This window comes from Streptomyces cyslabdanicus (assembly GCF_052663305.1).
Genome location: NZ_JBQRUW010000016.1, coordinates 43,517 through 67,950, shown reverse-complemented (window position 1 = coordinate 67,950; position 24,434 = coordinate 43,517). Strand labels below are relative to the sequence as shown.

At 73.1% G+C, this 24,434-nt stretch carries 29 protein-coding genes; 11 read left to right on the top strand and 18 right to left on the bottom strand.

Annotated elements, in window-relative coordinates; translation table 11 throughout:
• Positions 1-9: 9 nt before the first annotated feature.
• Both ACTYVM_RS10730 and ACTYVM_RS10725 read right to left on the bottom strand, forming a co-directional pair.
• Complete coding sequence (locus ACTYVM_RS10730) at positions 10-561, bottom strand: SixA phosphatase family protein (RefSeq protein WP_445525684.1); 552 nt, start codon at positions 559-561, stop codon at positions 10-12.
• A complete protein-coding gene (locus ACTYVM_RS10725; protein ID WP_445525683.1) occupies positions 558-1,292 on the bottom strand; it encodes a hypothetical protein in 735 nt (244 codons plus the stop codon). The genes ACTYVM_RS10730 and ACTYVM_RS10725 overlap by 4 nt, the downstream gene beginning before the upstream one ends.
• Positions 1,293-1,439: 147 nt before the next feature.
• Between ACTYVM_RS10725 and ACTYVM_RS10720 the strand changes: the two genes are divergently transcribed.
• The gene (locus ACTYVM_RS10720) at positions 1,440-1,847 is read left to right on the top strand and encodes a CoA-binding protein (protein WP_445525682.1); all 408 of its coding nucleotides are present in this window, start codon (positions 1,440-1,442) and stop codon (positions 1,845-1,847) included.
• A gap of 42 nt (positions 1,848-1,889) precedes the next feature.
• Here ACTYVM_RS10720 and ACTYVM_RS10715 read toward each other — a convergent pair whose 3' ends face one another.
• A complete protein-coding gene (locus tag ACTYVM_RS10715) occupies positions 1,890-2,249 on the bottom strand; it encodes an ArsR/SmtB family transcription factor (protein ID WP_445525681.1) in 360 nt (119 codons plus the stop codon).
• Positions 2,250-2,312: 63 nt separating this feature from the next.
• Between ACTYVM_RS10715 and ACTYVM_RS10710 the strand changes: the two genes are divergently transcribed.
• Positions 2,313-3,335, top strand: a complete 1,023-nt coding sequence (locus ACTYVM_RS10710) for a cation diffusion facilitator family transporter (protein ID WP_445525680.1) — start codon at positions 2,313-2,315, stop codon at positions 3,333-3,335.
• Between the two features lie 15 nt (positions 3,336-3,350).
• Here ACTYVM_RS10710 and ACTYVM_RS10705 read toward each other — a convergent pair whose 3' ends face one another.
• Positions 3,351-3,905 (bottom strand): YbaK/EbsC family protein, encoded by a 555-nt coding sequence (locus ACTYVM_RS10705; protein WP_445525679.1) that lies wholly within the window; start codon positions 3,903-3,905, stop codon positions 3,351-3,353.
• Between the two features lie 43 nt (positions 3,906-3,948).
• On the bottom strand, positions 3,949-4,521 hold the full coding sequence (locus ACTYVM_RS10700) for a helix-turn-helix domain-containing protein (RefSeq protein ID WP_445525678.1): 573 nt from the start codon (positions 4,519-4,521) through the stop codon (positions 3,949-3,951).
• 93 nt (positions 4,522-4,614) lie between these two features.
• Between ACTYVM_RS10700 and ACTYVM_RS10695 the strand changes: the two genes are divergently transcribed.
• A complete protein-coding gene (locus tag ACTYVM_RS10695) occupies positions 4,615-5,472 on the top strand; it encodes a DMT family transporter (protein WP_445525677.1) in 858 nt (285 codons plus the stop codon).
• An 81-nt stretch (positions 5,473-5,553) separates the two neighbouring features.
• On the opposite strand, the gene ACTYVM_RS10690 is transcribed toward ACTYVM_RS10695, so the two are convergent.
• Positions 5,554-6,387, bottom strand: coding sequence for an acyltransferase (locus ACTYVM_RS10690; RefSeq protein ID WP_445525676.1), 834 nt, complete (start codon positions 6,385-6,387; stop codon positions 5,554-5,556).
• Between the two features lie 98 nt (positions 6,388-6,485).
• Between ACTYVM_RS10690 and ACTYVM_RS10685 the strand changes: the two genes are divergently transcribed.
• On the top strand, positions 6,486-7,013 hold the full coding sequence (locus tag ACTYVM_RS10685) for a gamma carbonic anhydrase family protein (protein ID WP_445525675.1): 528 nt from the start codon (positions 6,486-6,488) through the stop codon (positions 7,011-7,013).
• Between the two features lie 39 nt (positions 7,014-7,052).
• Here ACTYVM_RS10685 and ACTYVM_RS10680 read toward each other — a convergent pair whose 3' ends face one another.
• Entirely contained in the window at positions 7,053-7,709 is a 657-nt protein-coding gene (locus ACTYVM_RS10680) for a DedA family protein (protein WP_445525674.1), read from the bottom strand.
• Positions 7,710-7,922: 213 nt separating this feature from the next.
• Positions 7,923-8,360 (bottom strand): DUF4442 domain-containing protein, encoded by a 438-nt coding sequence (locus ACTYVM_RS10675; protein WP_400029959.1) that lies wholly within the window; start codon positions 8,358-8,360, stop codon positions 7,923-7,925.
• 145 nt (positions 8,361-8,505) lie between these two features.
• Between ACTYVM_RS10675 and ACTYVM_RS10670 the strand changes: the two genes are divergently transcribed.
• Positions 8,506-9,516 (top strand): DUF8017 domain-containing protein, encoded by a 1,011-nt coding sequence (locus ACTYVM_RS10670; RefSeq protein ID WP_445525673.1) that lies wholly within the window; start codon positions 8,506-8,508, stop codon positions 9,514-9,516.
• A gap of 31 nt (positions 9,517-9,547) precedes the next feature.
• Here ACTYVM_RS10670 and ACTYVM_RS10665 read toward each other — a convergent pair whose 3' ends face one another.
• Both ACTYVM_RS10665 and tuf read right to left on the bottom strand, forming a co-directional pair.
• Positions 9,548-10,393, bottom strand: coding sequence for a spermidine synthase (locus ACTYVM_RS10665; protein ID WP_445525672.1), 846 nt, complete (start codon positions 10,391-10,393; stop codon positions 9,548-9,550).
• Positions 10,394-10,558: 165 nt separating this feature from the next.
• On the bottom strand, positions 10,559-11,728 hold the full coding sequence (gene tuf / locus ACTYVM_RS10660; protein WP_445525671.1) for an elongation factor Tu: 1,170 nt from the start codon (positions 11,726-11,728) through the stop codon (positions 10,559-10,561).
• Between the two features lie 323 nt (positions 11,729-12,051).
• Between tuf and ACTYVM_RS10655 the strand changes: the two genes are divergently transcribed.
• Both ACTYVM_RS10655 and ACTYVM_RS10650 read left to right on the top strand, forming a co-directional pair.
• Complete coding sequence (locus ACTYVM_RS10655) at positions 12,052-12,840, top strand: TVP38/TMEM64 family protein (RefSeq protein ID WP_445525670.1); 789 nt, start codon at positions 12,052-12,054, stop codon at positions 12,838-12,840.
• Between the two features lie 120 nt (positions 12,841-12,960).
• A complete protein-coding gene (locus tag ACTYVM_RS10650; RefSeq protein ID WP_445525669.1) occupies positions 12,961-13,140 on the top strand; it encodes a hypothetical protein in 180 nt (59 codons plus the stop codon).
• A gap of 65 nt (positions 13,141-13,205) precedes the next feature.
• On the opposite strand, the gene ACTYVM_RS10645 is transcribed toward ACTYVM_RS10650, so the two are convergent.
• Complete coding sequence (locus ACTYVM_RS10645) at positions 13,206-13,946, bottom strand: SDR family NAD(P)-dependent oxidoreductase (protein WP_445525668.1); 741 nt, start codon at positions 13,944-13,946, stop codon at positions 13,206-13,208.
• Between the two features lie 160 nt (positions 13,947-14,106).
• Between ACTYVM_RS10645 and lnt the strand changes: the two genes are divergently transcribed.
• Positions 14,107-15,681 carry an apolipoprotein N-acyltransferase gene (gene lnt / locus ACTYVM_RS10640; protein ID WP_445525667.1) on the top strand — a complete coding sequence of 525 codons (1,575 nt, stop codon included), beginning with the start codon at positions 14,107-14,109 and terminating at the stop codon, positions 15,679-15,681.
• Here lnt and ACTYVM_RS10635 read toward each other — a convergent pair.
• The gene (locus ACTYVM_RS10635; protein ID WP_400029292.1) at positions 15,599-16,510 is read right to left on the bottom strand and encodes a Gfo/Idh/MocA family protein; all 912 of its coding nucleotides are present in this window, start codon (positions 16,508-16,510) and stop codon (positions 15,599-15,601) included. The two genes, lnt and ACTYVM_RS10635, sit on opposite strands and share 83 nt — an antisense overlap.
• Before the next feature lie 10 nt (positions 16,511-16,520).
• Positions 16,521-17,705 carry an FAD-dependent oxidoreductase gene (locus ACTYVM_RS10630; RefSeq protein ID WP_445525666.1) on the bottom strand — a complete coding sequence of 395 codons (1,185 nt, stop codon included), beginning with the start codon at positions 17,703-17,705 and terminating at the stop codon, positions 16,521-16,523.
• Between the two features lie 124 nt (positions 17,706-17,829).
• Between ACTYVM_RS10630 and ACTYVM_RS10625 the strand changes: the two genes are divergently transcribed.
• From ACTYVM_RS10625 to ACTYVM_RS10615, 3 genes are all read left to right on the top strand, one after another.
• Positions 17,830-18,438 carry a TetR/AcrR family transcriptional regulator gene (locus ACTYVM_RS10625; protein WP_445525665.1) on the top strand — a complete coding sequence of 203 codons (609 nt, stop codon included), beginning with the start codon at positions 17,830-17,832 and terminating at the stop codon, positions 18,436-18,438.
• A gap of 28 nt (positions 18,439-18,466) precedes the next feature.
• Positions 18,467-18,982 carry a DinB family protein gene (locus ACTYVM_RS10620; RefSeq protein ID WP_445525664.1) on the top strand — a complete coding sequence of 172 codons (516 nt, stop codon included), beginning with the start codon at positions 18,467-18,469 and terminating at the stop codon, positions 18,980-18,982.
• A gap of 125 nt (positions 18,983-19,107) precedes the next feature.
• On the top strand, positions 19,108-19,590 hold the full coding sequence (locus ACTYVM_RS10615; RefSeq protein WP_445525663.1) for a hypothetical protein: 483 nt from the start codon (positions 19,108-19,110) through the stop codon (positions 19,588-19,590).
• A 109-nt stretch (positions 19,591-19,699) separates the two neighbouring features.
• Here the strand turns inward: ACTYVM_RS10615 and ACTYVM_RS10610 are convergent, their stop codons facing one another.
• The 5 genes from ACTYVM_RS10610 to fabG all read right to left on the bottom strand — a co-directional run bounded on the left by ACTYVM_RS10610 (position 19,700) and on the right by fabG (position 24,421).
• Complete coding sequence (locus tag ACTYVM_RS10610) at positions 19,700-20,218, bottom strand: hypothetical protein (RefSeq protein ID WP_445525662.1); 519 nt, start codon at positions 20,216-20,218, stop codon at positions 19,700-19,702.
• Between the two features lie 82 nt (positions 20,219-20,300).
• Complete coding sequence (locus tag ACTYVM_RS10605; protein WP_445525661.1) at positions 20,301-20,984, bottom strand: uracil-DNA glycosylase; 684 nt, start codon at positions 20,982-20,984, stop codon at positions 20,301-20,303.
• A 90-nt stretch (positions 20,985-21,074) separates the two neighbouring features.
• A complete protein-coding gene (locus tag ACTYVM_RS10600; RefSeq protein WP_445525660.1) occupies positions 21,075-22,652 on the bottom strand; it encodes an ABC transporter substrate-binding protein in 1,578 nt (525 codons plus the stop codon).
• Positions 22,653-22,895: 243 nt separating this feature from the next.
• Positions 22,896-23,648 (bottom strand): SDR family oxidoreductase, encoded by a 753-nt coding sequence (locus ACTYVM_RS10595; RefSeq protein ID WP_445525659.1) that lies wholly within the window; start codon positions 23,646-23,648, stop codon positions 22,896-22,898.
• Positions 23,649-23,659: 11 nt separating this feature from the next.
• On the bottom strand, positions 23,660-24,421 hold the full coding sequence (fabG, locus tag ACTYVM_RS10590) for a 3-oxoacyl-ACP reductase FabG (RefSeq protein ID WP_400029283.1): 762 nt from the start codon (positions 24,419-24,421) through the stop codon (positions 23,660-23,662).
• Positions 24,422-24,434: the final 13 nt, after the last annotated feature.

Genomic DNA, 24,434 nt, shown 5'->3' with positions numbered 1-24,434 from the left:
GCGCGCGGTTCACCGCCGCTTCTTGCTGCCCCTCGGCACCAGCAGATCCGTCAGGAGGGCCGCGGCCGGGGCGAGGGAGGACCAGCCGGGGCCGTACCAGGACAGGACGGCGACGGCGGAGGTCGGGAACTTCGTCCGGAGCCGGTCCAGGGTGTCGTTCAGGCCGTCCCCCGCCAGGTCCAGGACCAGTTCCTCCAGGCCCGGGTTGTGGCCGAGCAGCAGCAGCGTCGCGATCTCCGGCGGCGCCTCGCGCACGGCGGCGAGCAGGTCGGGGGCGTCGGCGGCGTACAACCGGCGGTCGTAACGGACCGGCGGCGGGGTGCCCCACTGGGCGGAGACCAGTTCCCAGGTCTGCCGGGCGCGCCGTGCGGTGGAGCACAGCGCGAGGTCCGGAAGGCAGTCGGACTCGGCGAGCGCGCGGCCCGCCGCGGGTGCGTCCCGGCGGCCGCGGGGCGCGAGCGGACGGTCGTGGTCGGCGACGCCCTCGGGCCATGCGGACTTGGCGTGCCGCAGGACCACCAGGCGGCGCAGGGTGGTGCCGGTCCCCGTGCGGGCGCTCACGCGACCCGCCCGAGGTCGCGCGTGAGATCGAGGCCGAGCAGCCGGTCGGCGTAGGCGTACGTCTCGAAGCGCGCGCCGTCCGCCAGGTCCGGATCGGTCCCGGCGCCCTCCAGGACCCGCAGGACCGCCGGCACGTCCAGATCGTCCTCCCAGGCGGCGCGCAGCCGTCCGCGCACCGCGTCGGGGACCGGCCGGGAGGGCTGCCGCGCCCAGTCGGCCACCGCCGCGCGCCAGCGCGCCAGGGTCCCGCGGGCGTCGTCCAGCGCGGCCTCGTCCAGCCGTACGGGCCGGGTGCGGCGGCGGCTGAGCAGGGCCAGGCGCCAGGCGGCGGGGTCGTCGCCCGGCGCGGGGACGGCGGGTACGGCCGCGTCGACGGGCGCGACGGCGATCCGGACCCCGCCGGTCGCGGTGTCGGCGCCCTCGACGGCCACATGGACGACCTGGGCCTCGCCCAGGGTGGTGCCGGCGCCGCGGCCGTCCTCGAAGGGCCGGACGCCGAGCGCGGCGGCCGCCGCCCGCAGTTCCTGCGCCTGTCGCCGGTCGCCGGACAGCAGTGGCCACACGGGCGTGCCGCTCAGTTCGAGGGCGCGGACGAGGATGTCGGCGACCAGCAGCACGCGCGGGCCCGAGGCGCCGGAGCCCGACGCGTGGGCCTCGACACGGGTCAGCCCGCGGCGGGCGGGGGCGGCGTCCACGGGCTCGCCGGTTCGGGCGTCGATGATGCGCAGCACGGCCCGAGCGTAGGCCGCCGGACGGCCGCGCGCAGGCTCACGGCGCGCGTTCCGGACAGGTCGGCGGGTTTGGCGGGGTCCGGGAATCGCCGGGCGGCGTCCGTCGTTGCCCGGACGGCATCCCTTCCCGAGACGAGGAGACCCCTGGTGTACGGCGACGCTGCGACCATCCGGAAGATCCTGACCGCGCACGGTGACACCTGGGCGGTCGTGGGCCTGTCGTCGAACCGCGGCCGGGCCGCGTACGGCGTCGCCGAGGTGCTGCGGCGCTTCGGCAAGCGGGTCGTGCCGGTCCACCCGAAGGCGGAGACGGTGCACGGCGAGCAGGGGTACGCCTCCCTCGCGGACATCCCGTTCGAGGTGGACGTGGTCGACGTGTTCGTCAACAGCGATCTCGCCGGCCAGGTCGCCGACGAGGCGGTCGCCAAGGGCGCGAAGGCCGTGTGGTTCCAGCTCGGGGTGGTCGACGAGGCCGCCTTCGAGCGCACCCGCGCGGCGGGCCTCGACATGGTCATGGACCGCTGCCCTGCCATCGAGATCCCCCGCCTGGGTTGATCTTCTGTTCGCCTGCCCGCCGGTTCGGACCGGAGGAACCCCTCAGTCGTGGAGGGGCCGGTCGCCGAGTCGGTGGTCGGCGACGTTCAGTGCCTCCCCGACCAGTCGGCGCAGATGGCCGTCGCGCAGGGAGTAGACCACCCGGCGGCCCTCCTTGCGCGCGTCCACCAGCCCGGCCAGCCGCAGCCGGGCCAGGTGCTGGCTGACCGCCGGACGGGCCGCCCCGCACGTCTCGGTGAGCGTGGTGACGTCGGCCTCGCCGGACAGCAGCGCGTGCAGCAGGGCGAGCCGGGTGCGGTCACCGAGCAGGGCGAGGAGTTCGGCGGCCAGCGCCAGCTGCTCCGCGCCCGGGGTGCGTGGGTGCGTGTCGTGTGCAGCTGACAGGTGCATGCGTGCGCTCATACGCACATAATGGCGTCGTGGGCGCCATGCGTCCACCTCCGCGCGCACCGGAAGGGGAACGACGTGAGTGACCCGCACCGTCACGGACCCGGGCACGGGCGCCTGCCGCGCCACCGCCTCGCCCATCTCCTCACCCCCCACTCCCACGAGTCCGCCACCCGGCTGGACGCCGCGCTGGAGTCCTCCGCCCGCGGCCTGCGGGCGCTGTGGGCCTCACTGGCCGTGCTCGGCGCCACGGCGCTCGCGCAGGCGGTGGTGGTGGTCGCGTCCGGTTCGGTCGCGCTGCTCGGCGACACGGTGCACAACACGGCGGACGCCCTGACCGCGGTACCGCTCGGGATCGCCTTCGTCCTGGGCCGCCGCGCGGCGACCCGGCGCTTCACCTACGGCTACGGACGCGCCGAGGACCTGGCGGGCCTGGTGATCGTGGTGACGATCACCGCGTCCGCCGCCTTCTCCGCCTGGACCGCCGTCCAGCGGCTTGTCGATCCGCGCCCCGTCGAGCACCTGCCCGCGGTCGCCCTGGCGGCGCTGGTCGGGTTCGCGGGCAACGAGTGGGTGGCCCGCCACCGGATCCGCGTGGGCCGCGCCATCGGCTCGGCCGCACTGGTCGCCGACGGGCTGCACGCGCGCACGGACGGTTTCACCTCACTGGCCGTCCTGCTGGGCGCCGCCGGCTCGGCCCTCGGGCTGCGGGCCGCCGACCCGCTCGTGGGGCTGGCGATCACGGCGGCCATCGCGCTGGTGCTGCGGGACGCGGCCCGGGAAGTCCTTCGGCGCATGATGGACGCCGTCGACCCGACCCTGGTGGACCGCGCCGAAGAGGCGCTGCGCGAGGTGCCGGGAGTGCGGGCGGTCGGCGAGCTCCGGCTGCGCTGGATCGGGCACCGGCTGCGCGCGGAGGTCGCGGTGGTCATGGACGGCGAGGCGACGGTGCGCCAGGCCCACGCCATCGCCGTCGAGGCCGAGCACGCGCTGCTCCATGCCGTACCCGGCCTCACCGCGGCCCTGGTCCACGCCGATCCGGCCGCGGCCCCCGGTGAGGCCGACCCGCATCTGCGCCTCGCCCACCACGCGCGGGCCTGAGCGGAGCGCGCGGGGTCAGACGCCGAGCCCGTCGAGCACCACCGCGCCGGGCAGTTGCGCGAACGCCTTGCCGGGCACGAGGAGTTTGCCGCGGCGGCGGCCGCTGCCGACCAGGACGTAGGGCAGCTCGACGACGCGGGAGTCGACCAGGAGCGGCCAGCCGTCGGGCAGTCCGACGGGGGTGATGCCGCCGTACTCCATGCCGGTCTCCCCGGTCGCCACCTCCATGGGCGCGAAGGAGGCCTTGCGGGCGTCGAGTTGGCGGCGCACGACGCCGTTGACGTCGACGCGAGTGGTGGACAGGACCAGGCAGGCGGCCAGCCGGGTCTCGCCGCCACGCCGGCCCGCCACGACCACGCAGTTCGCGGAGGTCTCGAGCAGGTCCTGGCCGTAGTGCTCGACGAAGACGGCGGTGTCGGCCCACTCCGGGTCCGTCTCGACGTAGACGATCTGGTCGGCCGGGACGCCGCCATGCCAGTCGCGTACGGCGTCGGCGACCGGGCTGCTCAGCTCGTCGAGGCAGTCGGGGGCGGGGGTGGCCTGGTCGAAGTTCCCGATGGGTGCGCGCATGACCGCACGCTAACAGCCGCACCGCGCCGTACGGCGGGGCGTCTCAGTGCACGGGCGGGACGGACACGGCCATCACCATGTCCATCGGTTCGGCGCCGTCGTTGGCGTACGCGTGCGGGGTGTTGGCCTCGAAGGAGGCGCTCGCCCCCGCCGGCACGCGGTACTCCACGGCGTCGACCGTGAGGGTCAGCTCCCCCGCGGTGACGTGCACCAGTTCGACGGTGCCGGCGGGGTGCGGATCGGAGGGGCTGCCCTCGCCGGGCATCAGGCGCCACTCCCACATCTCCAGCGGACCGGGCGCCTCGACGCCCGCCAGGAGCCGGTTGTAGCTGCCGGCGTCGGTGTGCCACAGGCGGACGGCCTGGTCGGCCGGGACGACGCGGACGGTGGGGCCCTGCTCGTAGTCGAGCAGGGTGGTGATGCTGACGCCGAGCGCGTCACCGATCTTGACGACGGTGCCGAGGCTGGGGTTGGTGCGGGCCTGCTCGATCTGGATGAGCATGCCGCGGCTGACTCCCGCGCGCGCGGCGAGCGCGTCCAGGGTGAAGGCCCGCTCGGTGCGCCAGCGTTTGACGTTGCGCGCCAGGGACTGGGTCAGCAGTTCGAGGTCCGACACATTCCGTCCAATATGATGGATGACAGAGTTTACTTTACTGAACTACGGTGGGTTGCACCGAATCGTTCACCGAACTGTACTGCGAGGCACGCCGTGACAGCATTCTTCGCCCTGGCCACCAGTCTCCTGTGGGGGCTGGCCGACTTCGGCGGCGGACTGCTCACCCGGCGCATGCCCGCGCTGACGGTCGTCGTGGTCTCCCAGTCCGTCGCGGCGGCGGTGCTCGGCGTGATCGTCGTCGCCACCGGCGGCTGGAGCGAGGCCGGACCGCGGCTGTGGTTCGCGTTCGCCGCGGGCCTGGTCGGCCCGGTCGCGATGCTCTCCTTCTACAAGGCGCTCGCCCTCGGCCCGATGGGCGTGGTCTCGCCGCTGGCCTCGCTCGGTGTGGCCGTGCCGATCTCCGTCGGCCTGGTCCTGGGCGAACGGCCGGGACTGCTCCAGGTCGCGGGCATCGCGGTCGCCGTCACCGGGGTCGTGCTCGCGGGCGGCCCGCGGCTGGGGGGCGCCACCGTGCAGCGGAGGGCGATCGGGCTGACCCTGGTCGCGGCCCTCGGCTTCGGCACGGTGTTCGCGCTGATCGCCGAGGCCTCCACCACCGTCACCGGCCTGTTCCTCGCGCTCTTCGTGCAGCGCCTGACCAACGTGGCGGCGGGCGGGGCCGCACTGTACGCCTCCGCACGGCGCGGCGGGCCCGTACTGCCGGAGGCCGGCTTCCCCTGGCGCTCGCTGCCCGCGCTCGGCTTCGTGGGCCTCGCGGACGTGGCGGCCAACGGCACGTACTGCGTCGCCGCCCAACACGGCCCGGTCACGGTGGCCGCCGTCCTCGCCTCGCTCTACCCGGTGGTGACCGCGCTCGCCGCCCTCGGCTTCCTCAGCGAACGACTGCGGACCGTCCAGGCGGCCGGAGCGGGACTGGCCCTGGTGGGCACCCTGCTACTGGCGACGGGCTGAGCCGCGCGGCGACCCGACCTGGGGCCCGTTGCGAAAGTCCCGTCGTCCGCCCAAAGGCCAGCAAACTACCGGGACCGGATGTCAGCCGCCCTCGGTCTCCAGTCCGGCCAGCCGGGAAGGGGACTCCTCGTCCCACTCGGCCAGCCGCGCGACGCCCTCCTCGTCCAGTTCCGCCAGCGCCAGCAGCTGCTCCGGAGTGATCCCCTGCGGTATCGGCACCGGGGCCGGGGTCCGCAGCGGCGGCTGCCAGCCCTCGGCGGCGGTCCAGCGGCGTACGACCTTGGCGGGCGCCCCCGCGACCACCGCGTGGTCGGGGACCTCGCCGCGCACCACCGCACCGGCCGCCACCACGACGTTCCGCCCGATCCGCGCCCCGGGCAGGATCACCGCGCCGGTGCCGATCCAGCAGCCGGGGCCGATCTCCACCGGCTCCATCCGGGGCCACTGCTTGCCGATGGGCTGGTGCGGGTCGTCGTAGGAGTGGTTGGTGGAGGTGACGTAGACATAGGGGCCGACGTAGCAGTCGCTGCCGATGGTGACCGTGGTGTCGGCGATGACGTGGCTGCCGCGGCCGAGCACCACTCCGTCCCCGATGCGCAGGATCGGCTCCGGACCGAGGTCGAGGTCGGGCATCAGACCGGCGGTCAGCGTGACCTGCTCGCCGACGATGCAGTGCGCGCCGAGGTGGATCCACGGTTCGCCGAAGACCGTGCCGAGCGGGAAGGCCAGCCTGGTACCTGTTCCCATCGCACCGAAGCGGAGGCGTCCGGGGCGCTCGGCCGTGACGGATCCCGTGCGCTGCACCCAGGCCCAGCCCGCATGGACGGCGCGCTGCGCGAGGCGGCGCCACCATGATGAGAACGGGTTCCTGCGCGTGGGCACCCGCTCACCGTACTCAGGCCGGGCCGCGCCCATGGCGCCGTACGTCTGTGATCTTCACCCCACCGGATGACGTACGGTGCCGTCGAGCCCACGCGGTGAACCGGGCCCACGCGGTGAGAGGGAGAACGAGGATGACGGACAAGGCGCTGGTCGCGGGCATCGGCGGCCGCGAGCCGCAGGTGGACGAGGGGGCGTTCCTGGCGCCCACGGCCACGGTGATCGGTGACGTGTCGCTGGGCGCGGGCGCGAGCGTCTGGTACGGCGCGGTACTGCGCGGCGACGTGGAGCGGATCGCCGTCGGCGCGGGCAGCAACGTCCAGGACAACTGCACGCTGCACGCCGACCCCGGCTTCCCCGTCGGCGTCGGCGAGCGCGTCTCCATCGGGCACAACGCCGTGGTGCACGGCGCGACCGTCGAGGACGACTGCCTGATCGGCATGGGGGCGACCGTGCTGAACGGCGCGGTGATCGGCGCGGGGTCCCTGGTGGCGGCGCAGGCACTGGTGCCGCAGGGCATGCGAGTACCGCCGGGCTCGCTGGTCGCGGGCGTCCCCGCGAAGATCAGGCGGGAGCTGACGCGGGAGGAACGCCAGGGGATCACCCTGAACGGCACCATGTACACGCAGCTCGCCCAGGCGCACCGCGAGGTGCACGCCTGAGACCGGCCGCCCGCGCCCCTCTGCCCGGGGCGCGCCCGGCTACTCCCCGGCGCGAACCGGTTCCGGCTCCTCGGTCTCGCGCCGCGCGCCCTCCTGGGCCTTCTTCGCCTTGCGCTTGAGGACCAGCATCGAGACGAGCCCGATGAGCACGGCGGCCACCAGGCCGAGCCACGAGAACTTGCTCAGCCAGGACTCGGCCACGACACCCACGTAGTAGATGACCGCCGTGGTGCCGCCCGCCCAGCAGATGCCGCCGAGGAGGTTGGCGATGAGGAACTTCCAGTACGGCATGTGCAGCACGCCCGCCAGGGGGCCGGCGAAGATGCGCAGCAGGGCGACGAAGCGGCCGAAGAACACCGCCCACATGCCCCACTTCTCGAAGGAGCGCTCGGCGGTCGCGATGTGCCCCTCGCTGAAGTGGCTCGGGAACTTCTTCCCCAGCCAGGCGAGCAGCGGCCTGCCACCCTTGCGGCCGATGGCGTAGCCGATGGAGTCGCCCACGACCGCGCCGGCCGTCGCGCACACGCCGAGGACGATCGGGTTGATGCCCGCGTGCTGGGAGGACAGCAGGGCCGCGGAGACCAGGACGATCTCGCCGGGCAGCGGGATGCCCAGGCTCTCCAGGCCGATGACCAGGCCGACCACGGCGTAGACGGCGGCCGCCGGTACCGTGTCGAGCCACTCCTGGACGTGCACCGCAGGTTCCTCCCCGTTTCGCGTCCCTGTGCTGCCGGGGCGCCACGAAAGACGCACCCCCCAGGAAGCCTACCGGTTCGGCCCGGCGGGGCGGCTCCCGCGGACCGCGCCCGCGTCCCGGTCCGCGACCGGACGGACCGGCGCCGCCTCCCGGGGCTCACCGAGGTGTCCGGCCCCGTGCTCCGCGGCCGTGTGGAGCGCGGAGGCGGCAGCTCAGCCGTTGGGCCGCAGGGTCCAGACCACCGTCATCTCTCCCGTGACGGCCCCGTCCGCGCGCCGGATCTCGATCGACACCGGGAACTCCGGCCGCTGTCCCGCGTCCAATTCCGCGACGACGTCGGCGGCCGGACGGCCCAGGGTCGCGGTGGCGGTGACGGCACCCATGGCCAGCTTCCGGTAGGCGATCTCGGCCCGCACGGCGAGCGGCACGGCACGCGAGAGCTGGTCGCCGAACGCGGCCAGCACGACGGCCCCGCTCGCGGACTCGCCCAGCGTGAACATCGCGCCGGCGTGCGGCCCGCCCACGTGGTTGTGGTAGTCGGCCTGGTCCGGCAGTGCCACCACTGCCTCCTCCGGCGTGGTCCGAAGGAACTCGAGGTTCAGGGTCCTGGCCATCGGCACGGTGGCGGCGAGCATCTCGCCGATCGACATCTGCTCTGCGCTCATGCCGGAATGTTACTCACTGGTAGCTCTTTTGGGCCAGAGTGGCGGGCCGATATCCGCATCCGTCACTGGTACGTCCCTGACAAAAGGCGGTGACCGAATCGTGTCCCTGACGCCACTAGGGTTACTGCCCATGTGGCCAGGACAGCAGCCGCCCGGGGGCGAGCAGAACCCGCAGAACAACCCGTACCAGCAGCCGGGACACCAACAGCCGAATCCCTATCAGCAGCCCGGCTACCAGCAGCCCAACCCCTATGCCCAGCAACCGCAGTGGGGTGCGCCCACACAGCCGGGCGGCCCCCAGCCGCCGAAGCAGCCGGGCGGGGGCGGCAACCGGACGAAGCTCGTGGCGATCCTCTGCGTCACGGCCGTGGCTCTGACCGCGGGTGTGACCGGCTTCCTGGTTCTCGGCGGGGACAAGGACGACAAGGCCGACGGCGGGTCGACCGACGCCAAGTCGAGCCCGTCGCCCACCGCTTCGGCCTCCGCCGACCCGAGCGGCTCGGGCTCGGGCTCGGACGACAATCCGCGCGGCACGGAGACGGAGAAGCCGACGATCCCCGGCTGGAAGGTCGTCGTGAACCCCAAGCGGGGCGTCGCCTTCGACGTCCCGGCCGACTGGGAGGTCCAGTCGGCCGGGATGAGCATCGGCTTCGAGGAAAAGGACGGCAAGCCGATCGCCATCATGTCCGGTGTGGCCGAGTACAAGACCAAGTGGTGCACGTCCGACGACGACAAGGACGGCCGCGAGGAGGACACCTCGCTCGCCGCGGCGGGCACCAAGGGTGCCAACGGCGCCAAGGACACCGACGAGGTGGCCGTGAACACCGTGGCCTGGTGGGTCTACGGCGGCTACACCCAGCCCGACAAGAAGAGCCTGACCTTCGACGAGAAGGCCAAGCCCTACACGACCACGTCGGGCATCAAGGGCAGCATCGCCTGGGCCCAGTCGAACGACACGCCCCGGAAGGGCAAGTGCGCGAGCGACGGCAAGGCCGTCTCCTTCGGCTTCAAGAACTCCGCCGGGGACTTCGTCTCCTGGAACTTCTACGGCGCCAAGGGCGTGAACGAGGAGGTCCCCACCGCGACCATCATGAAGATCCTCAGCACGGTCCGGCTGCACGGAACCCCGACCGGAGGCTGACCGGCACCCGCGGCGGCGCGTGCGGTGCTGATCAGCCGATGCCGAACGCGCCGTCCGGAGGCTCGGGCGACGCTACGGCCTCGTCGTCCCGCACCGGCCTGGCGTCCCCGGTGAACTCCCGTAGTGCGGGGCCGTGTTCGACGCGGGCGGGGAACGCGTCGGAGGCGGTCCGCCGGGTCAGCGCGGCCACGTCGAGGGGGCGGTGCGCGGCGATCAGCACCGCGTTGCCGAAGCGGCGGCCGCGCAGTACCGCGGGTTCGGCGATCAGCGCGAGTTCCTCGAACACCGCCGCGAAGGTGGCCAGTTGGGAGCGCAGGAAGGCGAAAGGGGCGGCGTCGGCGAGGTTGGCGAGGTAGACCCCGCCGGGGCGCAGCACGCGCTCCGCCTCGCGGACGTAGCCGAGGGACGTGAGGTGGGCCGGGACCCGGGAGCCGCCGAAGACGTCCGCGATCAGGACGTCCGCCGAGTCGCCGGGGGTGGCCTCCAGCCAGGCGCGGGCGTCGGCGGTGTGCAGCGAGACGTCGGTGCCGGCCGGCAGCGGCAGGTGGGCGACGACCATCTCCAGCAGTCCGCGGTCGGCTTCGACGACGTCCTGCCGGGAGCCGGGCCGGGTCGCGGCCACGTACCGCGGCAGGGTGAGGGCGCCGCCGCCCAGGTGCAGCACGTCCAGCGGGGAGCCCGGCTCCGCGACCGTGTCCAGGACGTGTCCGAGCCGCCGCGCGTACTCGAACTCCAGGTGGGTGGGCTCGTCCAGGTCGACGTAGGACTGCGGGGCGCCGTCCACGGTCAGCAGCCAGGCCCGCTCGCGGTCGACGTCGGGCATCAGCTTGGCGGTCCCGTGATCGACGGTCCGGGTCACGGGTATCTGCTCTGTCACGCGTCCATTGTGCCGGTCCGTCACCCCGTGAACGGCCCGGTCACGGCACGGGACGCCCCCGTCACGCACCGGGCGGCGCGGGGAGGCGGCGCGGGGACCGCCGGCCGGCAGGCGACGGCCGGCAGGCGACGGCCGGCCGGCGGTCCCCGGCTCCCGCGGTCCGCTTCACACGACGGCGGTCACGGTCCCCGCGCCGACGGTGCGTCCGCCCTCACGGATGGCGAACCCCAGCCCCGGCTCCAGGGGCACCTCTCGCCCCAGCTCCACCGTCATCGTGACCGTGTCGCCGGGCCGCGCGACGGCCGCCTCGCCGAGGTCCACGTCGCCCACCACGTCCGCCGTGCGGAGGTAGAACTGCGGCCGGTAGCCGGTGGACACCGGAGTCGTACGGCCGCCCTCGCGGCCCGACAGCACGTACACCCGCGCGGTGAAGCGCCGGCTCGGGACCACGCTGCCCGGCGCCGCGACGACGTGCCCGCGGCGGACCGCGTCACGCGGCACCCCGCGCAGCAGCAGCGCCACGTTGTCCCCCGCCTGTGCCTCCTCCATGGGCTTGCCGAAGGTCTCCAGGCCGGTGACCACCGTGTCCAGGCCGGCGCCCAGGACCTCGACCCGGTCGCCGACGCGGACCGTGCCACGCTCGACCGCGCCCGTCACCACGGTTCCGCGGCCGGTGATGGTGAGCACGTTCTCCACCGGCAGCAGGAACGGCGCGTCCAGGTACCGCTCGGGCATCGGCACATAGGTGTCCACCGCGTCGAGCAGCGCCTCGATCGACGCCGTCCAGCGCGGGTCGCCCTCCAGGGCACGAAGCCCGGAGACGCGCACGACGGGTACCGCGTCGCCGCCGAAGCCGTGCTCGGTGAGCAGGTCGCGGACCTCCAGTTCGACGAGGTCGACGAGTTCCTCGTCGCCTGCGTCGGCCTTGTTGAGGGCGACGACGATGTGGTTCACGCCCACCTGCCGGGCGAGCAGCACGTGTTCGGCGGTCTGCGGCATGATCCCGTCGAGCGCGGAGACGACGAGGATCGCGCCGTCGAGCTGCGCCGCCCCGGTGACCATGTTCTTGACGTAGTCGGCGTGACCCGGCATGTCCACGTGCGCGTAGTGCCGGGTGTCCGTCTCGTACTCGACGTGGGCGATGTTGATGGTGATGCCGCGCGCGGCCTCCTCCGGGGCCCGGTCGATGCGGTCGAACGGGACGAAGGTGCCGGAGCCGCGTGCGGCCAGCACCTTGGTGATGGCGGCGGTCAACGTGGTCTTGCCGTGGTCGACATGGCCCATCGTGCCGATGTTCAGGTGCGGTTTGGTGCGTACGTACGCCGTCTTGGGCATGGCTGTACCTCGAAGCCTGGTAGGTGCTGCGCTGCGGGACCCCACGGGATGGCCGACCCTCCCCCTGAGGGGTCCGCCGGACGGTCCGGGGAGGGTCAGCTTCGGGCGCCGTCGACTGCGGCGACGAGGATCAGGACGGCAGCCTTCGGGGCATCCGCGACCGCGGATGCTGCGAGGACGAAGGCGTGCCGGAACATGGGACCGATCATTCACGACACCCGGCCGCCCGTCGAACGGTTTTCGGGGCCGCCGCGTTCAGGGGCGGCACTCTCGTGGGCCGGGCCCTGCGGCGATCACTCGTATCCGTCCGCTAATGTCACCGAATGCTCGATGCCACCACCCGCTCTGGGGGCACCGCCGCGGCCTCTCCCCGGGCCGCCGCCGCCGAGCCGGCCGTCGCCGTCCCCGCGGCTCCGCCGGTCCCGGTCGCCGCGTCCGTCCGTCCCACCCGCCGGGCGGGAGTGCTGCTGTCGCCCTGGGCACGGCTCTCCCTGCTGCTCGTCCTGCTCACGGCGGCCGGAGCGTCCGTGCTGCTCTTCGAGCCGCAGAGGCTGCTCGCGCGCGGCTGGCCGCCGTATCTGGACGGGGCCGCCGCGGCGGTGGTGTTCGCCGCGGCGTACGGCCTGTGCACGGTGGCGTTCGTGCCACGGCCCCTGCTGAACCTGGCCGCGGGCGCGCTGTTCGGCTCGCAGCTGGGACTGGCGACGGCGCTGGCCGGCACGGTGCTGGGCGCCGGGGCGGCCTTCGCGCTCGGCCGTGTGCTGGGCCAGGACGCGCTGCGCCCGCTGCTGCGCGGCCGGCTGCTCAAGGCGGCGGACGGGCAGCTCAGCCGGCACGGCTTCCGTTCGATGATGGCGGCCCGGCTCTTCCCCGGGGTGCCGTTCTGGGCCGCCAACTACTGCGCCGCCGTCTCCCGCATGGGCTGGACGGCGTTCCTCCTCGCCACGGCCCTCGGTTCGATCCCCAACACCGCCGCCTACGCCGTCGCCGGTGCCCGGGCCTCCGCACCGACCTCGCCGGCCTTCCTCCTGGCGATGGCCTGCATCGCGGTACCGGCCCTGCTGGGCACGGCGGTCGCCTGGCGCAAGCGCCACCACCTGCGGCGCCGCTGACGGCACCGCACGCGTACGCGTACCGGTGGGCCGGCCGGGACGGCCGAGGGTGACCGAGTCCATACGGCTGCTGTAGCCGTCCGGTAGCGCAGTGTCAGTCCTTGCCCCTAGGCTGTCGCCATGTTCCCCGATTCAGTGACCCCTGGTTCCGTGCGGTCCGCCGCCGAGCTGAACGAGCAGATCCGGTCGCTGTGGCTGCGCTCGGGCGGGTCCCTGTCCGCCCAGGAGCGCGCGGCGTACGAGTTGCTGGTGGTCGAGTGGGCCGCCGCGATGAGGGACGAACTCATCGCGGCGGCCTGACGTCCCCGGTCCGCGGGCGGTCGCCGCGCCGACGTGATCCGGCCGTCCGGCGGCCTGGTCCCGGCTCAGCGTCCGCCCGACACCCGCAGCACCGCTCCCGTCGTGTAGGAGGCGTCCGGCGACATCAGCCACGCGACCGCGGCGGCGACCTCGTCCGCCCGTCCCGCCCGGCCCAGCGGGATGCCTCCGGCCGCCCGCCGCGCCCGGTCCGGGTCGCCCATCGCCGCGTGCATCTGGGTGTCGATCATGCCGGGCGCGACCGCGTTGACGCGGATGCCGTCCGGGCCGAGTTCCTTGGCCAGGCCCAGGGTGAGGGCGTCCACGGCGGCCTTCGTCGCGGCGTAGTGGACGAACTCCCCGGGGCTGCCGAGGGTGGCGGCCGCGGACGACACGTTCACGATCACGCCGTGCTTCCGGGGCGCCATCAGCTGCGCCGCGCGGCGCGAACACAGCAGGGTGCCCAGGAGGTTGACGTCCACGACGCGCCGCAGGTCGGCGGTGTCGGTGTCGGCGAGCCGGCCCAGCGGTCCGCTCACCCCGGCGTTGTTCACCAGACCGGTCACCGGTCCGAGCCGCTCCTCCGCCGTGGCGAAGAGCCGCTCGACATCCGCCTGCACCGAGGTGTCCAGCCGCACGGTCACCCCGCGCGCCCCGGCCTCGAGCACCTCGTCGGCCACCGCCTCGGCGGCCTCGGTGTCGTCGACGTACCCCACGACCACGTCGTGCCCCTCGGCCGCCAGCCGCCGGCAGATCGCAGCCCCGATGCCTCGGCCACCACCGGTGACGACTGTCACGAGACGCTTCATCCGGACCTCCAGAGCCCTGAGCTGCCACAGCCTTTGTGATCATCCTAGGACCGCTGACGTCCTCGCGTGGGGCACGAGCTCCGGCCCCGTGGAGGCCCTCTGGGCGGGATCTTCCGTGGCGCGCACACTGGAGCCATCAGCGGGGGCAGGAGGGCGCCGTATGAAGACGTTCGGCCGGTGGCTCGCCTCCCCGTGGCGGCGTTCGGTGCTTGCCGCGTTCGCGGGTGCCCTGTTCGTGTTCGCGTTCCCCGCACCGTCACTGTGGTGGTTCGCCTACGTCGCCCTGGTCCCGTGGATCCTGCTGGTCCGCTCCGCTCCGACCGGGAGGCGGGCGGCGTACGACGGGTGGTTCGGCGGGCTGGGGTTCATGCTGGCCGTCTTCCACTGGCTGATTCCCAACCTGAACGTGTTCACCGTGATACTCGCGGCGCTGCTGGGTCTTTTGTGGGCGCCCTGGGGCCGGCTGGTGCGGCGCTTCCTGGCGGGGGCGCCCTCGCCGGGGCGGAGCGCGGCGGCCCTCGTCGTCCTGCCGTCGGCGTGGCTGGTGATCGAGCTCGTCCGGTCGTGGCAGGGGCTGGGCGGGCCGTGGGGCATGCTGGGCTCCAGCCAGTGGCAGGTGGCCCCGGCGCTGCGGCTGGCCTCGGTGGGCGGGGTGTGGCTGCTGAGCTTCCTCGTGGTGGCCGTCAACGTCGCCGTCGCCCTGCTCGTCGCGGTCCGCGCGTCCTGGGTGCCCGCGATGGCCTGGCTCGCGGCCACCGCCGTCGCGACCTCCGCGGTGTGGCTGTGGGCGCCGCGCCCCGACGTCGACGGACATGTGCGGATCGCCGTCGTCCAGCCGGGCATCGTGGCCGGCAACGAGAGCGGGCAGCGGCGCTTCGACAGGGAGGAGCAGCTCACCCGGCACCTGGTGGGGCGCCACGTCGACCTGGTCGTCTGGGGTGAGAGCAGCGTCGGCTTCGACCTGAGCCGGCGACCGGACCTGGCGCGGCGGGTCGCGGCCCTGTCCCGGGCGACCGGCGCCGACGTGCTGGTCAACGTGGACGCCCGGCGCGCCGACCGGCCCGGCATCTACAAGAGCGCGATCCTCGTCGGCCCGAACGGCCCGACCGGCGCCCGCTACGACAAGATGCGGCTCGTCCCGTTCGGCGAGTACATACCGGCCCGGCCCCTGCTCGGCTGGGCCACCTCGGTGGGCAGGGCCGCGAGCGTGGACCGCAGGAGGGGCACCGAGCAGGTCGTGATGGACGTCGGCCACGGCCTGCGCATCGGCCCGATGATCTGCTTCGAGACGGCGTTCCCGGACATGAGCCGGAACCTCGCGCGGGACGGCGCCGCGGTGCTGGTCGCGCAGTCCTCGACCTCGACCTTCCAGAACAGCTGGGCCCCCGAGCAGCACGCCTCGCTGGCCGCGCTGCGCGCCGCCGAGACCGGGCGGCCCATGGTGCACGCCACGCTGACCGGTGTGTCCGCCGCGTACGGCCCGAGCGGACAGCGCGTCGGCTCCTGGCTCGGCACGGACGCGAGCACCGCGCGCGTGTACGACGTGCCGACCGCGCACGGTGCCACCCTGTACGTCCGCTTCGGCGACTGGCCGGCGCACACCGCGCTGCTGGTACTGGGCGTGCTGGGCGCGACGGAGGGCCTGCGGGCGCTCAGGCGGCGCCGGAGCGCTCCAGCACCGTCCGCACCACCCGTTCGCACAGTTCGTGGGTCTCCAGCGCGTCACGGGCGCTGAGCACCGTCCCGGCGCGCACGGCGTCGAGGAAGAGCAGCACGGCCTGCTCGATACCGCGCTGCCGGGCGACGGGCACCCAGTCGCCGCGCCGGCGCACGGTCGGCTGGCCCTTGTGGTCGACGGTCTCGGCGAGGTTGACCACCTGCCGCTTGGTGTCCTGCCCGGAGACCTCGAGGATCTCCTCGGTCGAACCGCTGAGCCGGTTCATCACGCCGAGCGCGGTGAATCCGTCCCCGGCGAGTTGCAGCACGACGTGGTGCAGCAGTCCCTCACGCACCCGCGCGCGTACGGTGACGTCGTCGACCTCGCCCGGCACCAGGAACCGCAGGGTGTCCACGACGTGGATGAAGTCGTCGAGGATCATCGTGCGCGGTTCCTCGGGCAGTCCGATGCGGTTCTTCTGCATCAGGATCAGCTCGCGGGGGTGGTCGGCGCACTGCGCGTAGCCGGGTGCGTGGCGCCGGTTGAAGCCCACCATGAGCGAGACGTTCCGCTCCTCGGCGAGCCCGACCAGGCGTGCGGAGTCGGCGAGTTCGTAGGCGAGCGGCTTGTCGACGTACGTCGGCACGCCCGCCTCCAGGAGCCTGGTGACGATCTGCGGGTGGACCGCGGTGGGGGCGTGCACGAAGGCGGCGTCGAGGCCCTGGGCGAGCAGGGAGTCCAGGTCGGCGTGGCGCTGCCGCGCGGGCAGGTGCAGGCTGTCGGCGACCCGCTGGAGTGTCTCGGGCGTCCGGGTCTGGAGATGCAGGTCGACACCGGATTGGGTGCCGAGCACCGGCAGGTACGCCTTCCGCGCGATGTCGCCGAGTCCGATGCAGCCGACCTTCACCTGGGCTCCTTCACCGCTGTGCCGTGCCTGACTGCACGGCAGCATACGGGGGCTGCGGGGGCCGCCAGTCGGCGATGCCGTCGAATCCGCACAGGAGCAGGTCCGGGCGGATTCTGGACAGCGCGGCGATCGCGTTGTCGCGCAGGGAGATCCCCGCGCGGTTGCGCATCAGGTCGAGCCGTGCGGCCAGGACGGCCCGGCGGGCGATCGCGGTCGTGCGGGGCAGCCTGGCCGCGGTGTGGGCGGCGAGGTCGTCGGCGTGGTGGGCGAGGACGACGGCGTCCTCGATGGCCTGGTTGCCGCCCTGCCCGAGGTTCGGCGGCATGGCGTGCGCGGCGTCGCCGACGAGCACGGTCCGGCCGCGGTGGTGGGCGGACAGCGGCTGGGCGATGTGGTGGACGTCGTGGCGGAGCACGTCCTCGGGGCGGGCGGCGGCGATGACGGCGGGGACCGGGTCGTGCCAGTGGCCGAAGCGACGCAGCAGTTCGGCCTGCTCGTCGTCGGCCGCGCGCTGTCCGGCGGGCGTGACGGCGGCGGCGTACGCGTAGACCCTGCCGTCCTTGAGCGGGTGCGTGCCCCACAGGCAGCCCCTGCCCCATGTCTCGTGGGAGGCGAACTCGGCGCCGGGCACGGGGATCACGACCCGCCAGGTGGTGAACCCGGCGTAGACGGCTCCGGGGTGGGCGGGGAACAGCGTGCGGCGCACGGCGGAGTGGACTCCGTCGGCGGCCACCACGAGGTCGGCCTCCAGTTCGCCGGCGGGGGTGCTCACGCGGGCCGGGCGGCGGTCGTCCCCGGGGTCGGCGAGGCGCGCGTCGGCGGCCGTACGGACGGTGCCGGGCGGGAGCAGAGCGGCGAGGGTGTCGATCAGGGTGGCGCGGTGCAGCAGGACGAGGGGGCCGCCGAACCGCTCGGCCGCCGCGGCGGCGTCCGTCCTGGTGATCCAGCGGCCGGACGGGGTGCGCAGTCCGCCCTCGCCCTGCCAGGCGGCGAGATCGCGGATCCGGTCGCCGACGCCGAGCACGTCCAGGGCGCGCAGGGCGTTCGGGGAGAGCGAGATACCGGCGCCGACGGGCTCCAGGGAGGGGGCCCGTTCCAGCACGGTGACCCGCCGGCCCGTCCGGTGCAGGGCCGCGGCGGCGGTGAGTCCTGCGATGCCGCCGCCGATGACGACGGCGCGTGACTGCTGGGGCATGGCTTCCTCCTGCACAGTGGGACCGCACCAGTGGGACTACACCTGTAGTGAACCAGGCGACTCGACGATACTACGGATGTAGTGCACTGCACTACGGGTGTAGTCGCCGGGTAGGTTGATCTCCATGTCCGCACGTCCCGAGAGCGCTCAGCGCGCCGATCTCGTCGCCGACACCGCGCTCGCCCTGCTCGCCGAGCGCGGGATGCGCGGTCTGACGCACCGGGCGGTCGACGAGAGGGCCGGGTTGCCACAGGGCTCGACGTCGAACCTCGCCCGCACCCGGCAGGCCCTGCTGGAACTGGCGGTGCGGCGGCTGGCCGAGCGGGAGGCGCGGGTGCTGGCGCTGCACGAGATGCCGGACCCGCGAACCGGGGGTCTCGACTCACTGGTGGAGGGACTGGCGCTGGCCACCCACCGCGCGCTGACCCGCAACCGGGCCCTGACGCTCGCCCGCTACGAACTGGCCCTGGAGGCCACCCGCCGACCGGAACTGCGCTCCTACTTCGACGCGACGGGCGCCCGCTTCCGCGACCAGCTCGAAGCGCTGGTCATGGCGATGGGCTCGACCGCCCCGGAGCGGCACGTGCTGTCGCTGGTCGCCTGGGCGGACGGGCTCATGTACTCCTGCGTGGCGGGGTCGTTCCATGCCCGGACACCGGAACTGGAGGAGCTGCGCGCGGGGCTGCGGGAACTGCTGGAAGGGATGTTCGGCGCCGGAAAACCCTTGGTGTGACGCGCCGGGTGTGGGCAAGGATCGGGGCATGACGACCGAGCGACGACAAGAGCCCGCCCAGAACGCCTCCGAACGCGCCATGCTGGAAGGCTGGTTGGAGTACCACCGGCAGACGCTGGCATGGAAGTGCGAAGGCTTGACCGACGAGCAGTTGCGCACCGCGTCCGCGGAGCCGTCGGAGCTGACCCTGATGGGTCTGGTGCGGCACATGGCCGAGGTGGAGAGGCACTGGTTCCGCAATGTGCTCCTGCTGGACGACCCCGGGCCGATCTACTACGACGAGCAGGACCCGGACGGCGACTTCCACGTCACCGAGGCGGACACCTGGGCCGAGGCGTACGCCACCTGGCAGTCCGAGATCGAGACCGCCCGCCGCAACGCCGCGGGCCTCGGCCTGGACGAGCTGTCGCAGCGCAAGAGCAGGGACACCGACGAACCGTTCAGCCTGCGGTGGATCTACACCCACATGATCGAGGAGTACGCCCGGCACAACGGGCACGCCGATCTGCTCCGCGAGCGGGTCGACGGAGCGACCGGGGACTGAGGCCGGCACCCGGCGTCAGCCGCGGGTGCGGTGGCACACCCCTTACGGGCCGAGGATCACCCGTCCGTGGCATCCTCCGCCCGACCGCGGTCCGATCACGGTGAGGACCAAGCAGAGTTGCACGCGTGCATCGTACGACGACCACCGCAACGCTCCTGGTCTCCGTGGCCGTCTCGGCCCTCTCCGGCTGTGTCACGGTCCAGCGGCCGCCGGCGCCCGGCCCGGCGGCGGCCACCACCCCGGTCTCGGGTGCGCGCCCGGACGGCAGTGCCGGACACCCGGCCGTGCAGGCGCCCGCCCGCGAGGCCCTGGAGCGCATCGGCGACCCGCGCCGCTCCCCCGCCCCGGCGACACCGACCCGGGAGCCGTCCGCACCGGCCCCGCCCGACAAGCCGCAGCCCCCGTCACCGGCACACTCCCCCGACCGGCCCCCGGCGCACGCGGCGCCCCGGCACCCACGGCCCGCGTACCCGCCGCGTGCCCAGCCCCCCGGCGCCCAGCACACTCTGCCGCCGAACGCGGACCTGTGTGCCCTCGGCAGGAAGTACGGCGGCTGGAAACCGGACAGCCCGGAAACCAGGATCTGCCACCAGACGTACCACCGCTGAGACACGACCGCCCGGCTCCCACACCTCGGGCGCACCTCGGGCATGGCGCAGTCCCGCACGGACCGTCGCGCGACAGCCGCGGCCCCGGCGTCGGCCCCGGCGGCCCGTCCTACGAGCGCTGCCGCGGCGGGCCCCCCGGCTCCGGGTCGGACCCGCCCTCCCCCAGCCGCAGCGCGAGGCGCTGGATGGCCGAGCGGACCCCGTCGCCGTAGCGGTCGCGGGCGAGGGCGTCCGCCGCGGTGCGGGCGTGGTGGAGGTGGTCCCGGGCCGCCTCGCGGTGGTCGAGTCGTGCGTAATCGTCGGCGAGGTTGAGATGCAGGGACGGGTACAGGGCGCGGGCCGCGGGCGCGCCCCCGTGCTCGGCGAGCCGGTCGCCCGTGAGCTCCTCGGCCGCCGAGAGCGCCCTGAGGTCCCAGGCCAGCTCGTCCGCGGGGTCGTCCTGGGTGTCGGCCATGTAGTGGGCCAGCGTGCAGCGGTGCAGCGGATCGCCGTCCTCGCCGATCTCCCCCCACAGGGCCAGGAAGCGGCCCCGGGCCTCCTCGCGGTCCCCGGCGTGATGCAGCAGGACGCCCTGCCCGATCCGCGTCATCACGGCGTCCGACGACGCCTGCTCCGCTCGCTCCACCACCGCACGCCCTCCAGGCCCGTCCCCGACCGACGTCTACGACGCTAACCGCGCCGATCGCCGATGCGGCGCCCCCGCGCCCACGTCACCCCAGGTTCGGGATCCGCCAGTCGATCGGCTCGTGCCCCTGCTGCGCCACCGCCTCGTTGATCTGCGTGAACGGACGGGACCCGAAGAACTTCTTCGCCGACAGCGGCGAGGGGTGCGCCCCCTTGATCACCACGTGCCGGGACTCGTCGATCAGCGGGAGCTTCTTCTGCGCGTAGTTGCCCCACAGGACGAAGACCGCGGGGTCGGGCCGGCCGGCCACGGCACGGATCACCGCGTCGGTGAACCGCTCCCAACCCCGGCCCTTGTGGGAGTTGGCCTCACCGCCGCGCACCGTGAGCACCGCGTTCAGCAGGAGCACGCCCTGCCGGGCCCAGGGCATCAGGTAGCCGTTGTCCGGCACCGGCGTGCCCAGCTCCTGGTGCATCTCCTTGTAGATGTTGCGCAGCGACGGCGGGACCTTCACCCCGGGGCGCACCGAGAAACACAGTCCGTGGCCCTGGCCCTCGCCGTGGTAGGGGTCCTGACCGAGGATCAGGACCTTCACCTTGTCGTACGGCGTGGCGTCCAGCGCGGCGAAGACCTCCTCGCGCGGCGGATGGACGGGGCCCTTCGCCCGCTCCTCCTCGACGAACTCGGTCAGCTCCTTGAAGTAGGGCTGCTGCAGTTCGTCGCCCAGAACCCCGCGCCAGGACTCGGGCAGCATGGCGGTGTCGGTCACGTCAACGTCCTCACGATGTGCGGTCACTTCCAGGTCCCAGAACCTACAGGCGACCACTGACAACGGGCTCACCCCCGAAGAACGCCCCGCCTACCAGCTGGTCTTCCGGGACAGCTCCCACATCATCATGATCGTCGACGGGTCGAGCGCCCGCTCGCCGCCGGAGATGTCGTTGCTGGCGCCCACATACACCTTGCCCTGCCACAGAGGCAGCAGCCGCGCGTCGTCCACCAGGATCTGCTGCGCCCGCTCGAACTGCTTGACCACGTTCGCGCGGTCGGCCTCACGGCGGGACTCGGGCAGCAGCACCTTGGTGATCTGCGGCGCCGGGTAGGGCGTGCCGAGCGCGTTCTGGTCACCCACGAACGGGGCGATGAAGTTGTCGGCGTCGGGGAAGTCCGGGAACCAGCCGCGCCCGAACACCGGGTACTCGCCCTTCTGGTAGCCCACGACGTACGTCTTCCAGGGCCGGCTCTTCAGGGTGATCGTGAACAGGCCGGAGCCGTCGAGCTGCCGCTTGAGCTCCTGGAACTCCTTGGCCGTCTCCGAGCCGTAGCGGTCGGTGGTGTACCAGAAGGCGAGCGGGACCTTCTCGGTGATGCCCGCGTCGGTGAGGATCCTGCGGGCCTTGGCGACGCTGGGGTCGCCGAAGTCGTCGAAGAACCCCGTGGTGTGGCCCGTGAGGCCCTTGGGGACCATCGAGTACAGCGGGTCGACGGTGTCCTCGTAGACGTTGTGCGCGATGGCCGCTCGGTCGACGACCTGGGCGACGGCCTGGCGCACGGCGAGCTTGGCGGACCAGGGGTCCTTCGGGTTGAACACCAGGTAGCTGATGTCGGTGCCGGCGCCCTCGACGAGCTGGAGGTCCTTGGTGTCCTTGCGCTGGAGGGAGATGATGTCGTCGGCGCCCAGGCCCCGGTAGGTGACGTCGATCTGCTTGTCCCGCAGCGCCTTGACCATGGAGGCGGAGTCCTGGAAGTAGCGTATGGTCACCGCGTCGTTTCTTCGCTCGGCGAACCCCTGGTAGTGGTCGTTCCTGACCAGTTCCGCCTTCTTCCCCTCCTCGTACGCCTTCAGGGAGTACGGTCCGGACCCGTCGACCTCGTTGCCCTTGCGCAGCGAGCGCTCGGGGTAGTCGTTGGGGTCCACGATCGACATGGCCGGCGTGGCCAGCACGAACGGGAAGGTCGCGTCGGACTTGTTCAGCTTGAAGACCACGTCCCGGTCGCCGGCCACCTGCACCTGGTCCAGGCTGCCGAGCAGCCCCGCCGGGCCGCCGGCCACGTCGATGGTCCTGATCCGGTCGATCGAGTACTTGACGGCGCGCGCGTCCAGCGCGTGCCCGTCGGCGAACTTCATGTCCGGGCGCAACCGGCAGCGGTAGGTCTGGTAGCCGCTGTCGGTGAACTCGCAGCGCTCCGCGGCGTCAGGCTGGGGCGTGGTCGCGCCGTTCGGATAGGCCAGCAGCGTCTGGTAGATGTTCCGGAAGAGCTCCCAGGAACCGTCCCAGGAGGCTGCCGGGTCCAGGGTGCTGGGGGCGCTCGTGGTCCCGACGAAAATCGGCCCCTCGCCATTCGAGTCGCCGTGGGAAAAGACCCCGCAGCCGGCCACCAGGGATAAGGCCGCGGTCGCCACCGCCGGCCGCAGGCATCGGTTCCGGTTGAACACGCGCACGCTCCTCGATCTGCCATACCAAGGGGTCGGCAGACCATACCGCAGAGCCCCGCCCGGTGAACCTGGTTCGGAAAGGGCTCTTGATCGGTGCGGAGCACGACGACGTCGGCATCCCGACGTCGTCATCCCGCGGTGCGCGAGCGGCCGGTCGGCACGGGCGCCGATTCCGCCCACGGAACGTCGACGAAGCGGTGTGTCGACGAAGGGACGGCCCCGGCGCCCGGACCTTTCGACGCGTCAGCCCACCCCGGCGTTGAGGAAGATGCCGCCGTCGACGACGAGCGTCTGCCCGGTGATCCAGTCGGACTGCGCGGAGGTGAGGAACGCCGCCGCGCCGCCGACGTCGGAAGGCACACCGAGCCGCCTCAGCGGGTAGGAGGCGGCCGCCTCCTCCTCCCGGCCCTCGTACAGCGCCTTGGCGAACTGGGTCTTCACCACGGCCGGCGCGATCGCGTTGACCCGCACACTCGGCGCGAACTCGTGCGCCAGTTGCTGGGTCAGGTTGATCATCGCCGCCTTGCTGACGCCGTAGGCGCCGACGAACGGCGAGGCCGACAGGCCCGCGACCGAGGCGATGTTCACGATCGCGCCGCCGTTGTCCTTCTGCCAGGCGTGCCAGGTGCGCTGGGCGAAGCCGAGCGCGGAGACGACGTTGGTCTCGAAGACCTTGCGCACCACGTTCAGGTCGAGGTCGGCGATCGGCCCGAACACCGGGTTGGTGCCGGCGTTGTTGACCAGGAAGTCCACGCGGCCGAACGCCTCCATGACGCGTGCGACGGCCTCGGCCTGGTGGGCCTCGTCGTGGGCCTTGCCCGCGACCGCGAGGACCCGGTCGGAGCCGAGCCGGTCCGCGGCCTCCTTCAGGGCGTCCTCGTTGCGGCCGGTGATGCACACCCGGTCGCCCCGGGCGACCAGCGCCTCGGCGATGCCGTATCCGATGCCGCGACTCGCGCCGGTGACGAGGGCGACCTTGCCGGAGAGTTCAGTCATGTCCGCGATCCCTAGTCGAGCGGCCCGCCGGCCACGTACAGCACCTGGCCGGAGACGAAACCGGCCGCGTCGCCGGTGAAGAAGGCGATGGCGTTGGCGATGTCCTCCGGCTCGCCGACGCGCTGCACCGGGATCTGGGTGGCGGCCACCGCCTTGAAGTCCTCGAAGCCCATACCGACGCGTTCCGCGGTGGCCTTGGTCATCTCGGTGGCGATGAAGCCCGGGGCGACGGAGTTGGCGGTGATGCCGAACTTGCCGAGCTCCTTGGCGAGGGTCTTGGTGAAGCCCTGCAGACCGGCCTTGGCCGCCGAGTAGTTGACCTGACCGCGGTTGCCCAGCGCCGAGGACGAGGAGAGGTTGACGATCCGGCCGAAACCGGCGTCCACCATGTGCTTCTGACACGCACGGCTCATCAGGAAGGAGCCGCGCAGATGGACGTTCATGACGGTGTCCCAGTCCGAGACGCTCATCTTGAACAGCAGGTTGTCGCGGAGCACACCCGCGTTGTTGACCAGGATGGTGGGCGCGCCGAGTTCCTCGACGACCCGCGCGAGGGCCGCCTCGACCTGCGCCTCGTCCGAGACGTCGGCGCCGACCGCGATGGCGGTGCCGCCGGCCGCGGTGATCTTCTCCACGGTGTCCTTGCAGGCGGACTCGTCGAGGTCGATCACGGCGACCGCGCGCCCCTCGGCGGCCAGTCGTACGGCGGTGGCGGCGCCGATGCCGCGCGCGGCACCGGTGACGACGGCGACCCGCTGCTCAGTGCTGGACATTGCTGCTTCTCCT

Excerpts from the sequence above, each read along its gene's own strand:
- ACTYVM_RS10715 (WP_445525681.1), bottom strand. The coding sequence starts at position 2,249 with ATGAGCGCACGCATGCACCTGTCAGCTGCACACGACACGCACCCACGC.
- ACTYVM_RS10705 (WP_445525679.1), bottom strand. The coding sequence starts at position 3,905 with ATGCGCGCACCCATCGGGAACTTCGACCAGGCCACCCCCGCCCCCGAC.
- ACTYVM_RS10690 (WP_445525676.1), bottom strand. The coding sequence starts at position 6,387 with ATGGGCGCGGCCCGGCCTGAGTACGGTGAGCGGGTGCCCACGCGCAGG.
- ACTYVM_RS10685 (WP_445525675.1), top strand. The coding sequence starts at position 6,486 with ATGACGGACAAGGCGCTGGTCGCGGGCATCGGCGGCCGCGAGCCGCAG.
- ACTYVM_RS10675 (WP_400029959.1), bottom strand. The coding sequence starts at position 8,360 with ATGTCGATCGGCGAGATGCTCGCCGCCACCGTGCCGATGGCCAGGACC.
- ACTYVM_RS10670 (WP_445525673.1), top strand. The coding sequence starts at position 8,506 with ATGTGGCCAGGACAGCAGCCGCCCGGGGGCGAGCAGAACCCGCAGAAC.
- tuf (WP_445525671.1), bottom strand. The coding sequence starts at position 11,728 with ATGCCCAAGACGGCGTACGTACGCACCAAACCGCACCTGAACATCGGC.
- ACTYVM_RS10655 (WP_445525670.1), top strand. The coding sequence starts at position 12,052 with ATGCTCGATGCCACCACCCGCTCTGGGGGCACCGCCGCGGCCTCTCCC.
- ACTYVM_RS10650 (WP_445525669.1), top strand. The coding sequence starts at position 12,961 with ATGTTCCCCGATTCAGTGACCCCTGGTTCCGTGCGGTCCGCCGCCGAG.
- ACTYVM_RS10645 (WP_445525668.1), bottom strand. The coding sequence starts at position 13,946 with ATGAAGCGTCTCGTGACAGTCGTCACCGGTGGTGGCCGAGGCATCGGG.
- lnt (WP_445525667.1), top strand. The coding sequence starts at position 14,107 with ATGAAGACGTTCGGCCGGTGGCTCGCCTCCCCGTGGCGGCGTTCGGTG.
- ACTYVM_RS10630 (WP_445525666.1), bottom strand. The coding sequence starts at position 17,705 with ATGCCCCAGCAGTCACGCGCCGTCGTCATCGGCGGCGGCATCGCAGGA.
- ACTYVM_RS10625 (WP_445525665.1), top strand. The coding sequence starts at position 17,830 with ATGTCCGCACGTCCCGAGAGCGCTCAGCGCGCCGATCTCGTCGCCGAC.
- ACTYVM_RS10620 (WP_445525664.1), top strand. The coding sequence starts at position 18,467 with ATGACGACCGAGCGACGACAAGAGCCCGCCCAGAACGCCTCCGAACGC.
- ACTYVM_RS10595 (WP_445525659.1), bottom strand. The coding sequence starts at position 23,648 with ATGACTGAACTCTCCGGCAAGGTCGCCCTCGTCACCGGCGCGAGTCGC.
- fabG (WP_400029283.1), bottom strand. The coding sequence starts at position 24,421 with ATGTCCAGCACTGAGCAGCGGGTCGCCGTCGTCACCGGTGCCGCGCGC.